This is a genomic window from Neobacillus sp. DZ-9 (assembly GCF_059587065.1).
In genome coordinates this window covers 405,575-416,883 of record NZ_JCAIOL010000001.1, presented here as the reverse complement: position 1 = coordinate 416,883, position 11,309 = coordinate 405,575, and the positions used below count along the sequence as shown (strand labels likewise).

Here is an 11,309-nt window from a genome sequence, read left to right as displayed (position 1 = left end):
TTTCTCTTTTAATTCTAAAATCAATTCCTCGATTTTTAAGGTAGAAATTGGGTCCAAGGCGGAGGTCGGTTCATCCATTAACAGTACATCTGGTTTTGTTGCAAGTGCTCTAGCAATACAAAGCCGTTGCTGCTGGCCGCCAGATAACCCTAACGCAGGAGCGTGTAAACGATCCTTAACCTCATCCCATAAAGCTACATCCATTAATGACTTGGTGACAATTTCATCTAAATGGACTTTTTTCTTAATTCCATGGATCCTCGGGCCGTAAGCAATATTATCATAAATAGACTGAGGGAACGGATTTCCCTTCTGAAAAACCATGCCAACGTGTTTACGCAATTCTACAAGGTCTACCTTCCTGTCTAAAATGTTTTGACCATCAATATTGATTTCTCCGGTCATTTTTACATTCGGAACCATATTAATCATCAAGTTTAGCGTTTTAATAAATGTAGACTTGCCACAGCCGGAAGGACCAATGATAGCCGTAACCTCTTTTTTGTTAATAGGAAAGTTAATGTTCTTTAAAGCATGATGTTCACCATACCATAAATTAAGGTCCTTTATATCAAATATTTGTCTGGTTAATGTCGAAGTTGCCACATCTTTTCCCCCTTATCCGAACCTTCCAGAGATATATTCTTCTGTCTTTTTTACTGTTGGATTGGTAAAGATCTTTTCCGTTTTATCGTATTCTATCAAATCACCGTTTAAAAAGAAGGCCGTCTTATCGGAAATACGTGATGCCTGCTGCATATTATGAGTAACAATGATAATAGAATAATCCTTTTTCAGCTCAACAATCAGATCCTCAACTTTAGCATTTGAAATCGGATCGAGTGCCGAAGAAGGCTCATCAAGAAGCATGACTGTCGGTTTCATCGCAATCGTTCTAGCAATACAAAGACGCTGCTGCTGACCTCCTGAAAGTGATAGTGCAGATTTATGAAGCCGATCTTTTACTTCGTCCCATAATGCTGCTTTTTTCAGACTCTCTTCAACTATTTCATCAAGCTTGCTTTTCTTTTTGAATCCAGCAAACTTAAGGGCATGTGTAATATTTTCATAAATGGATTTAGGAAAAGGATTTGGCTTTTGAAATACCATGCCAATCTCTTTTCGTAACGCTACAACATTTATTTGATCAGATAAAATATTAAGATCCTCATAAATAATTTCTCCCTGCGCCCTTGCTCCAGGAATCAGGTCGTTCATTCGGTTAATACTTCTTAAAAAAGTTGATTTTCCACAGCCTGATGGACCTATGAGAGCTGTAACGGAGTTTTTTTCAATATCCATTGAAATTCCATTTACAGCACGTTTTTCTCCATAGAATATTTCTAAATCATTGACCTTTAAAATTAGTTCATTTTGGCTGTTTGATTGAACAGCTTGTGCCACTTCTTCTATTTCCTTAAAAGCTGTAACCATCATATCTCCCGCCCTTTATTTAGTTGCTGTTATTTTCTTATGAATCAGGCTTCCAATCCATCTAGCCAATAAGTTGAATATTAAAACTGAGAGAACCAAAACAGCTGCAGCACCATTTGATACTTCCTCAACGTCTGGAATTAAACCTTGTGTATTTACAGACCAAATGTGAACCGCCAGCGTTTCAGCGGGACGAAAAATATTTAATGGCGATTGCGGGGAAAATGGATTCCAGTTTGCATAATCGAGTCTTGGTGTTGATAGACCTGCAGTAAATAATAGAGCAGCAGCTTCACCAAAAACACGGCCTGCAGCAAGAATTGCCCCTGTTAATATAGATGGAAAAGCACTTGGTAAAAGTACTGTTTTAATCGTATGCCAATGAGTAATCCCTAAAGCAAGACTAGCCTCTTTTAAATCACGAGGAACATTACGAATAGCATCCTCACTTACACGCACTATGACGGGCAAATTAAATACAGTTAATGCTAGGGCTCCCCCAAGGATGGTATAACCCCATCCAGTAATATTAACAAACATTAATAACCCAAACATTCCAATGACAATAGAGGGCAGTGATGCTAAAACTTCAATACAAGAACGGATAATATCTGTTACTTTTCCCGGTTTTGCATATTCAGCCATATAAATTCCCCCACCAACACCAAGAGGAACGGCAATTAACATCGTGATAACTAAAATATAAAACGAATTAAACAATTGGTCGCGAATTCCACCGCCAGCACGGACATTGCTAGAAGGTGTGGTTAAAAATTCAAGAGAAATATGTTTTAACCCATTGACCAAAATATAATAAAATAGCCCAACTAGTATTGAAACAATAATGATTGCAATGGCAATAAAGACGCCAGTTGCAATTCGATCTGCGGTTTTACTTTTCATTACATTTTCCTCCTTGAAGAAAGATAACGGATAAGGAGAATAAACGCGAACGACATGATTAATAAAATTAATCCCATTGACCATAGTGTATTATTTTCCACACTTCCATAGGTTGTATGACCCATGTTTAGCGTAATTATTGTCGTTAAGGTTGCTGACGCGTCTAAAATACTTGTCGGTAAGTCTCTAACGTTTCCGATTACCATTTGAACGGCAAGTGCTTCCCCAAATGCTCTTGCCATCCCAAGCACGATGGCAGTTAAGAGCGTAGGCATGGCAGCTGGTACCAGCACTTTTCTAATCGTCTGCCAGCGTGTTGCACCTAGAGCATAAGATCCTTCACGCAGATTCTTTGGCAATGAACTCATTGCATCCGTAGCAATAGTTGTAACTGTTGGCAAAATCATAATGGATAATACCACCATTCCAGACAGTAAGCTAAACCCAAGGCCGCCAACATGCTCCCTAATAAATGGTACTAATACTGTAAGCCCGATGAATCCATAAACAACAGATGGAATTCCGACTAAAAGCTCTATAACAGGCTGTAAGATTTTTCTTCCCCAAGATGGTGCAATCTCTGTCATAAAAATCGCCCCGCCAATCCCTAATGGTGCTGCAATAAGTGCTGCAAGAAAGGTTACAGCGAATGATCCAAATATAAAAGGTAAAGCTCCATATTGCGGGCTGGCTTGATTTGTAGGATTCCAGTGCTTACTAGTTATGAACTCAATAAGACTTACACCATTTTTAATAAAGGATTGTAACCCCTTTGTACCTAAGAAAATGGTAATTGAGATTGTGGCGGAAATCATGATTACGGCACACAACAGAACGATTACTTTGCCACGCATTTCTCCATTCATATAATTTTTTTTAGATTTCAACAGCCTGTCTTTGGCAGGAGCTAACTTTTCCATAATTCGACAATCACTCCTAATCTAAGTCATAACAGGGTAAATGCAATCTTGCATTTACCCTGTTCATTATTTTGAACCATTAATTATTTATTTTTTTGATTTCCTTTTGCGTCACGTTCTACTTCCATTTTTGTTACAGGAAGATAACCTTGTTCTTTTAATAAATTGTTTTGAATATCATCTGACATCATATAATCAAGGAACTCTTTAGCAAGATCTGTAGCCTCACCCTTTGTATAAGAGTGTTCGTATGCCCACACTGGGAATTTACCAGACTGTACATTTTCATCAGTCGGTTCTACACCATCGATTGAAAGTGGTGTTACAGAATCATCAGTGAAATATGAGAATGCAAGGTAACCAATCGCACCATCAGTTTCGTTAATAATCTTTTTAACCGTGTTTGAAGAATCTTCTGTGATTCCTTCAGCAGGAGTTGCACCGTCAAGAGCAAATTTATTGAATACTGCACGTGTTCCAGATGAATCAGGACGGTTTACAAGAACGATTTTTTGGTCTTTACCGCCAAGTTCTTTCCAGTTTGTGATTTTACCAGTGAATACTTTGATTAGGTCTTCTTTTTTAATATCCTTAATACCTACTTTTGGGTTAACCGCTGCTGTCATACCAACAACCGCAACTTTGTGGTCCACTAGCTGATCTGCTGGGACGCCTTCTTTTTCTTCAGCGAATACGTCCGAGTTCCCAATTTGTACAGAACCTTCAGCCACTTGCGATAAGCCTGTACCAGATCCGCCTGCGTTTACTTGAATATCAACATTTGGATTTTTTGCCATAAACTCTTCAGCGGCCGCTGCTACTAATGGCTGCATGGCAGATGAACCAGAAACGACTAATGAGCCGGAAAGTTCTTTCTTCTCTTCAGTTTTTGGAGTTTTGTCTGTGCCCGCGGAATTCTCTTTAGATGCCCCGCCTCCACATGCAGCAGTTATTACCATTAATGCCGATAAGGTCATACCCAGGCCAAATTTTTTAAAATTTTTCATTTCCCTAATTCCCCCTAAGAATGTTGGTTTGTTCAAATTGCTTCTTTTGTTGTGCTTTACATGTATAAGAATACTTCCCGACTGTTAACGTGGTTTTAACTGAATGTAAAGGTTTTGTAAATCAATGTTGAGATTGTGTAAATTTAAAATTAAAAAACACCTGTCTCTGGCGGAGACAGGTGTTAATAAATATTAATGACTTTCTTGATTAGTATCAGTGCTTTCAGTAGCTTGCCCTGTTTTCTTTAAGTTAAAATAAGCATCCAATACTCTTCTGCCTATTATGTTATTTATGCTCGGTCCAGAATTCCCTTGATAGGCCCAGGGAACCAATACAGCAATAGCCACTTCAGGATTATCTGACGGGGCAAAGCTGACAAGACTTAAATTCATTACTGGTGTTCCCCATTTGCTTCTATCCTTCCCGTAATAAAAGGCCTGTGCGGTTCCCGTTTTTCCGGCTGGGTGATACGGGGCACTTTTAAAGTAACTTACTGCCGTACCATCTCCAACCTGCATAACCATTCGAAACCCTTCTTGAACTCGCTTGATCCATTGATCCTTCATATCAATATGATTTAAGACTTTTGGCTGGATGTCTTCGATAATTGGACCCAATTCATTATTTTCCATAACGGGTTCACGAATTTGTTTGACGATATGCGGCTGTATTCTATTTCCCCCGTTCGCAATGGTGGACACATACTGGGCAAGCTGTAATGGTGTATACATATCATATTGCCCGATCGCTAAGTCCATCAATAAACCAGGCTTTTTTTCAGTGCCAGTTACCCCTGGAGTTTCACCAGGGAGGTCAATTCCTGTTCTTGAACCAAGGCCAAATTGGCTAAAGGATCTGCGCATCGTTTCAAAGGCAGAATAATTTAAATCGATCGGTTGATTGTACTTATAATGCCCCCCTGCAATGGCAATGGCCGTTTTGAACATATAGACGTTTGATGAAACTTGAAGTGCTCTTAAATCATTGATGGCACCAAAGGTTTTCCAGGATTTTTTAACCTGTGTACCCTTAATTTTTACTGGTTCATCAACCAAAATGGTTCCGGGGCTAATCGCACCAGTTTTATATCCCGTTAATACTGTTGCACCTTTGACAGCCGATCCAACATTATAGGAGGAGGTAAAGTTACCCAAAGCATAATCCTGCATTTCCGTTTTACCTGTTTTTTTATTTTTTCCGATTTGTTTTCCGGCCATTGTTAAGATTTCACCTGTATGTGGATCCATGACAACCACAAAGGCGCGATCTAATAGGCCGGTATTCGGTTTTTGCTTAGCGCTCCACATTTCTTCTTCAATGATTTTTTCAGTTTGAAGCTGAAGATCCATATTTACGGTTAGAACAAGGTCATTTCCTCGTTTCCCTTCGGAAACCACTTCTGTTGATAATATATTGCCCGACTTATCTGTTACGTTTTTTATTTTTGCTTTTTGACCATGGAGAACATCCTCGTATTTTTTTTCGAGATAACTTGTCCCTACCCTGTCATTCCGGCTATAATCGCGGGCAAGATATTTATCTAAAAGCTCTTTTGGCAACCCTGACTGGGAGGAAGAAACATCCCCTAGGATCGATTTCAACGTATCTTCAAAAGCATATTTGCGATCCCAGTCGGTGGTAGTATCAACACCTGGGAGGCTCTCTAGGTTTTCGCTGACAATCGCAAATTCCTCCGGCGTTACATCTTTATTCTTCACAATATGCGGAGTCAAGGCATAGCCACTATTAAATTGTCTATAGATGGCCAGTGTTTCAAGTTCTTCGCCTTGAATACTATTTATTTCATCATCAGTTACTCGATCAAGCTGCTTTTTATAAATTTGTTTATCGTCTAATTTTTTTTCTTTAAATAAATCCCATTCTTTTTTAGTTATTTTTGCTTTGGCTTCTTTAGGGTGCTTTAAAATCCAAAAGTCCTTTTTATCGCGGATCGGAACTTTGGAAGTATCCATGGTTATTAATTTTGCTAATTTCTTCGCTGTATCAATCATTTCCTCTTGGGTTGATTTCTGGGTTTTAGTATAAGTAATCGCATTTAATGGGGTATTATCCACGATAACTTTTCCATTCCGGTCAAACATTTTTCCGCGTGGTACCGGGTTATTAACAGTTACATCTTCGGTCCGCTGAATTTCACGTTTAAAATCATCACCAAATACAATTTGTAATTCTCCAAGACGGAGAATTAGAACGGAGAAGAGCAGAAACACAACAAAGAATAACATGTTCAATCGGAACGGGACATGCGTCTTCTTTTTCTTTTTATTGTTCAAGGTCTACACACACTTCCTTTTTTCAACGCTAACATAACTTTCTCTATTTTATTAGATAATGCTCCTTTTTTCTATGAATAACCCTTACCAATTTTTAATCCTCTACAAAAATGCGATGAGTATTGTAAAAATACTCATCGCACTAAGCAACTGGCAGATGTACTCTTTTAATGAAAAAATAAATCAATGTATGACCTGCACCCAATAACAATAACAAAATTGGAATACTTCTTTCCGCGTTAAACCAAGTCACCGCCGCTAAAAATGCTAAAATAGAAACGATTCTTCCTAAATTCAAGAAAATTTCTCTAACAACAATATATTCAATTCTCATTTCTGCCGCTTTCCAACCTATTCCAATTACATCATAGGTCGTTGACATATAGGGGACAAGTAATAAGGGATAAGCAATGGCAATCATTCCCGCATAAACAAGCAATTTTGCATAGCTTAAGTCCCAGACAATAAGTAAGACCGCTGCATAAAGAATAAGTCCGCCAATCAAAATTGCCTTTTTTCGGTAGCTTTTTTTGATCATTCGAGAGGCTAAAAAATAGGCAATAAAGGATATCCCTGAATTTAGAAGGCCAAAGGTACCTAGCGCCATTTCACTTCCGGTTGATAAATAAACGAAGACTGAAATAACAAATAAAAACGTCCCTTCTCTTAGACCCTGAAAAAAGTGGGCATTCGTAACGAGACGCCAATTATCATTCAATTTTCTTTCCTCTAAAATCCTTTTAAAACAATATCTCCCTTTAGCGGGACGTGGTTTTAAGGAAAAACTCATTAAAACTGCCAGTGCAAATAAACCTAAAGATAATCCAAATACGATAGTATAGCCTGTGAATTTTTCAAATCGGGTGATAATAATTCCTGAAGCAATCGGACCAATCATTCCACCTATGGATGATAAAATCCCTAAAAATCCATTAAAAAAATCTCTTGTCTCAGGTTCAGTAATCTCAAATGTTAACACATTATAAGCTAGCCAATAGAAACCATAGCCTACTCCCAAAAGACTTCCTAATAAAAGCAAAAAAGTGGAGGCTTTTGTTCCTGTTATTAAGACCATTAAGTAAAAAAGAGACAAAAAGATAACCCCAATTCTTAGTACTATTACCCGATCGATTTTTTTAGCCCATCGCCCAGCTAAAATAAATGTTAAAGGCTGCAATACAACAATTGAAAGGTTATAAAGGGCAATATCCGAATATTTTCCTGTTTGTTTCCACAGATAAATATTTACAAACGTATTGGATAAAGCAACACTTAGTGAATACAAGCCGCCAATAATCAGCAATAGTGATAAATCCTTCGTTAATTCTACATCACCTAAAAGCTTAAATCTTTTTGCCATTAAAAACTCCCCTTTATCTTAAGGGTAGTCTTTAACAAGGCGGTTGTTATTATTCAATTTTTTAAGCAAACAAAAAGACAGCTAAGTTAGCTGTCTCCTCTATATTATCTCAAATTACTTTGCTTCGTTATAACGCTTTGCTACTTCGTCCCAGTTTACTACATTCCAGAAGGAACCGATATAATCAGGGCGCTTGTTTTGGTATTTTAGATAGTAAGCATGCTCCCATACATCAAGGCCAAGGATTGGTGTTTTACCTTCCATTAGAGGAGAATCCTGGTTTGGAGTGCTTGATACTTCTATTTCGCCATTTGACACAGACAACCATGCCCATCCAGAGCCAAAGCGAGTAGTTGCAGCTTTTGCAAACTCTTCTTTGAAGCTTTCGAAGCTGCCAAATTTATTGCTGATTGCATCAGCTAGTTCACCAGTTGGGGCACCGCCGCCATTTGGAGAAAGGATTTGCCAGAATAAAGAGTGATTTGCATGGCCGCCGCCATTGTTTCGTACAGCTGTACGAGCAGCTTCAGGAACAGCATCTAAATTTGCAATTACTTCTTCAACAGATTTAGAAAGTAATTCTTCATTACCTTGTAATGCTGCATTTAAATTTGTCACATATGTGTTGTGATGTCTAGTGTGGTGAATATTCATTGTTTCCTTGTCAATGTGTGGCTCAAGTGCATCTTCTGCATAAGGTAATTTTGGTAATTCAAATGCCATGATAAATTCCTCCTATGTATCCATGATATTATTGGCTTTAGCCATATTTAGAATATTTCTAAAGCTTTGTTCTTAACATACCAAAGTTGTGTCATCGTTTCAAATAAAATGCTTACATTCCACCATATATACAATACCCATTTGACCAACTTTTATTCTAAGTCTAAAAAAAACAATCATGAATCAAACTTTCGAAAAGTTGTCATAATTAGCCAATCAGCATGCTGTCAACGATTTTTATCATATCCGACTTTAGTCACTCAAACTACATTTAAATGCTTCATTGACATGTTATTTATAAAGGATTTTAATCAGGGTGAAGGGTAAAAAGGAGTGAAAATATGCAAGATAACAGCTTTTCTATATATAGTTTGATGGTGCAGTTTTTTCAAAAAAGCCAACCAGTTCAAAAAATAAAAGCCGGTACAATTCTTTTTCAAGAAAAAGATCCGGTAGAAAATGTCTATTTATTGATTAAAGGAAGCTTGGCGCTAGGAAGGGTGCATTTACGTGGGAAGGATTTTATTTTGAAAATCCTGAACGACCGGGAATTAATTGTTGAGTATCAACTATTTAAAACAAATCCCCGCTATCAATTTTACGCGAAGGCGTTGACAGACTGCGAGATCCTTGCCATTAAAAGAGAGGTTTTCGAAGACTTTATTTTAACGGATTCCGATGCTATGAATACTCTTGCCGCTTGGCTTAGTACTGGTTATTTAAAGTCTCAAATGAAGTGCCAGGATTTAATTATGAATGGGAAAAAGGGCGGGTTGTATTCCATCCTTATCCGTCTTTGTAATTCTTATGGTGTAATGACTGAAAAGGGAATCCTGATTGATTTACCATTAACACATCAAGAATTGGCTAATTTAACCTATGGAACAAGAGAGGTCATTCAAAGGGCCTTAAAAGAATTGCGTGAAAAGGGTATCATCACATATGAAAATCAAAAGTTCACCATAAATAACATCCACTACTTAAAAGAGGGAGTCGATTGTCAAAATTGTTCCTATGAGATTTGTGGTATAAATTAATTATAACTCCGTCCAATTCTAAAGGGTACCGTAATAGGTCATTCTTGTATATAAGGTTTACAAAAGCTACAATAGAATGGTGAATCTATATTAAGGTGGTCATTATGAATATTTTTAAGCAATTTATAAAAAGCATCTATTCTCCTAAGGATATTGCTTTATTTCGTTTTCAAGGAATTGGAAAAACCATATTATATGTCTTTTTCCTAACCCTTATCTCCGTTTTACCGTCAATAATTTATTTGAGTACAGCACTCTCTACAGGAATAGATTCGGCTCGGTCTATCATTAAAGACGAATTTCCTGCCTTTTCTATTAATAACGGACAGTTATCTGCACAAACAAAAGTACCAGTTACAATTAATAAAGAAGATTTTACTGTTATTTTAGATCCAACAGGAACGATTGAAGCGGCAGATGTAGAAGAGGAAGGAAATGCGTTTGCCTTATTAAAGGATGAATTTGTTTTTTCGTCTGCCGGGCAGAGTGAAAGCTATCAATACACGATGCTGAAGAAAATGACTAAAGATGACCTTCTTAATTTTATTGATACAATCCGCGGACTGAAAGGTATAATCATCCCTGTACTCTCGGTATTTATGTATTTGTTTTCAAGCGCCGCAAGTTTCATTGAAGTATCAATCTTAGCATTGATTGGATTAGCATTAAAGAATCTCGCTGGAAGGAAGTTAACCTATCGTCATTTATGGCGGATGGCTGCCTACAGCGAAACATTGCCAACCTTATTTTTTACTGTTATGGCCGCGATCAAAACAACTGTACCAAACAGCTTTTTTATAAATTGGTTTGTTGCAATTATCGTATTATTTTTAGCCATTAACGAAATACCAAAACCTAAAAAAGCCGATTAAATCAGGATCGGATGCTCAGGCTATCGAAAAACTTTCGATAGCCTTTTAATTCATGCATTACCATTAATGATTCACCGCGTTAATTCGTAAACAATCGTAATATAGGCTTTTCAACTTGTCTGTTGATTTGCGCTCCAGGCGCTTCGCGCACCTTAGGGCGTGCCGGGGAGCCTCCTCGTCGCTTCGCTCCATAATTTAGATTCAGACAAAATAAAATACCGAGAAAAACCCCTTTCTCGAGAATTGGAGCATCCAAATCGGATGTTTTTTTCTTAAAAAAAGTTCTATTTAAATGTGGACAAGCATACCAATGTACAAACTTTCCATTTGGGGGCTTGTCCGATGAAAAAATTATTTGGATTCCTATTAACCGTACTTATCATTTATGTTATATATTTAGATTTGACCGTCGGAACATTGACTCCCTCACCTGCAAAGCATGTAGATGCAAAAGTGGAGACTGTTATGAAGAAGCCAACGGGCCTTCCTTCTTTTGAAGCAAAAGTTAAACCAGGTGAAACCGTCATTTCAATTGTAGAGCATAGATTAGAAAAACCTCTTCCGGTATCGATTACCGATTTAATAGAAGACTTTAAAAAATTAAACCAGGGGCACAATCCAGAAAAAATTCAAATTGGATCTACATATCATTTTCCTGATTACTCAAAATAATGAAGATACCACCCTTATTCTTGTCAAAAATAGAAGTAGACTGATAAAATAAAGTCGAATTGTTTTTATCGTTTTTATTCGAATCC

The 11,309-nt window shown here is 37.5% G+C and carries 11 protein-coding genes; 3 read left to right on the top strand and 8 right to left on the bottom strand.

Translation table 11 applies throughout. From position 1 onward, the window contains the following. The 8 genes from AC59HZ_RS02055 to AC59HZ_RS02020 form a co-directional block, all read right to left on the bottom strand. The coding region (locus AC59HZ_RS02055) for a phosphate ABC transporter ATP-binding protein (protein ID WP_496544237.1) at positions 1 to 606 on the bottom strand (606 nt) is incomplete at its 3' end. Positions 607 to 618: 12 nt separating this feature from the next. After that, a complete protein-coding gene (pstB, locus tag AC59HZ_RS02050) occupies positions 619 to 1,434 on the bottom strand; it encodes a phosphate ABC transporter ATP-binding protein PstB (protein WP_496544641.1) in 816 nt (271 codons plus the stop codon). Between the two features lie 15 nt (positions 1,435 to 1,449). Next, positions 1,450 to 2,337: a phosphate ABC transporter permease PstA gene (gene pstA / locus AC59HZ_RS02045; protein WP_496544236.1), complete on the bottom strand. Its 888-nt coding sequence runs from the start codon at positions 2,335 to 2,337 to the stop codon at positions 1,450 to 1,452. Then, positions 2,337 to 3,203: a phosphate ABC transporter permease subunit PstC gene (gene pstC, locus AC59HZ_RS02040; RefSeq protein WP_496544640.1), complete on the bottom strand. Its 867-nt coding sequence runs from the start codon at positions 3,201 to 3,203 to the stop codon at positions 2,337 to 2,339. Before pstC ends, pstA begins: the two co-directional genes overlap by 1 nt. Positions 3,204 to 3,340: 137 nt before the next feature. Beyond that, positions 3,341 to 4,264: a phosphate ABC transporter substrate-binding protein gene (locus AC59HZ_RS02035; RefSeq protein ID WP_496544235.1), complete on the bottom strand. Its 924-nt coding sequence runs from the start codon at positions 4,262 to 4,264 to the stop codon at positions 3,341 to 3,343. A 192-nt stretch (positions 4,265 to 4,456) separates the two neighbouring features. Beyond that, on the bottom strand, positions 4,457 to 6,511 hold the full coding sequence (locus tag AC59HZ_RS02030; protein ID WP_496544234.1) for a peptidoglycan D,D-transpeptidase FtsI family protein: 2,055 nt from the start codon (positions 6,509 to 6,511) through the stop codon (positions 4,457 to 4,459). Positions 6,512 to 6,701: 190 nt separating this feature from the next. Next, positions 6,702 to 7,919, bottom strand: coding sequence for an MFS transporter (locus AC59HZ_RS02025; protein WP_496544233.1), 1,218 nt, complete (start codon positions 7,917 to 7,919; stop codon positions 6,702 to 6,704). Between the two features lie 114 nt (positions 7,920 to 8,033). Continuing rightward, positions 8,034 to 8,642 (bottom strand): superoxide dismutase, encoded by a 609-nt coding sequence (locus AC59HZ_RS02020; RefSeq protein ID WP_496544232.1) that lies wholly within the window; start codon positions 8,640 to 8,642, stop codon positions 8,034 to 8,036. Positions 8,643 to 8,983: 341 nt separating this feature from the next. Here AC59HZ_RS02020 and AC59HZ_RS02015 point away from each other — a divergent pair, with 341 nt between their 5' ends. From AC59HZ_RS02015 to yqfZ, 3 genes are all read left to right on the top strand, one after another. Beyond that, the gene (locus tag AC59HZ_RS02015; RefSeq protein ID WP_496544231.1) at positions 8,984 to 9,679 is read left to right on the top strand and encodes a Crp/Fnr family transcriptional regulator; all 696 of its coding nucleotides are present in this window, start codon (positions 8,984 to 8,986) and stop codon (positions 9,677 to 9,679) included. A gap of 104 nt (positions 9,680 to 9,783) precedes the next feature. Beyond that, positions 9,784 to 10,551 (top strand): DUF1189 domain-containing protein, encoded by a 768-nt coding sequence (locus AC59HZ_RS02010; protein ID WP_496544230.1) that lies wholly within the window; start codon positions 9,784 to 9,786, stop codon positions 10,549 to 10,551. 342 nt (positions 10,552 to 10,893) lie between these two features. Beyond that, a complete protein-coding gene (gene yqfZ, locus AC59HZ_RS02005) occupies positions 10,894 to 11,223 on the top strand; it encodes a protein YqfZ (RefSeq protein ID WP_496544229.1) in 330 nt (109 codons plus the stop codon). Positions 11,224 to 11,309 lie beyond the last annotated feature (86 nt).

What these genes read in the sequence shown, in the direction of transcription:
- pstB (WP_496544641.1), bottom strand. Translation starts at nt 1,434, where the DNA reads ATGGTTACAGCTTTTAAGGAAATAGAAGAAGTGGCACAAGCTGTTCAA.
- pstA (WP_496544236.1), bottom strand. Translation starts at nt 2,337, where the DNA reads ATGAAAAGTAAAACCGCAGATCGAATTGCAACTGGCGTCTTTATTGCC.
- pstC (WP_496544640.1), bottom strand. Translation starts at nt 3,203, where the DNA reads ATGAATGGAGAAATGCGTGGCAAAGTAATCGTTCTGTTGTGTGCCGTA.
- AC59HZ_RS02035 (WP_496544235.1), bottom strand. Translation starts at nt 4,264, where the DNA reads ATGAAAAATTTTAAAAAATTTGGCCTGGGTATGACCTTATCGGCATTA.
- AC59HZ_RS02030 (WP_496544234.1), bottom strand. Translation starts at nt 6,511, where the DNA reads ATGTTATTCTTTGTTGTGTTTCTGCTCTTCTCCGTTCTAATTCTCCGT.
- AC59HZ_RS02025 (WP_496544233.1), bottom strand. Translation starts at nt 7,919, where the DNA reads ATGGCAAAAAGATTTAAGCTTTTAGGTGATGTAGAATTAACGAAGGAT.
- AC59HZ_RS02020 (WP_496544232.1), bottom strand. Translation starts at nt 8,642, where the DNA reads ATGGCATTTGAATTACCAAAATTACCTTATGCAGAAGATGCACTTGAG.
- AC59HZ_RS02015 (WP_496544231.1), top strand. Translation starts at nt 8,984, where the DNA reads ATGCAAGATAACAGCTTTTCTATATATAGTTTGATGGTGCAGTTTTTT.
- AC59HZ_RS02010 (WP_496544230.1), top strand. Translation starts at nt 9,784, where the DNA reads ATGAATATTTTTAAGCAATTTATAAAAAGCATCTATTCTCCTAAGGAT.
- yqfZ (WP_496544229.1), top strand. Translation starts at nt 10,894, where the DNA reads ATGAAAAAATTATTTGGATTCCTATTAACCGTACTTATCATTTATGTT.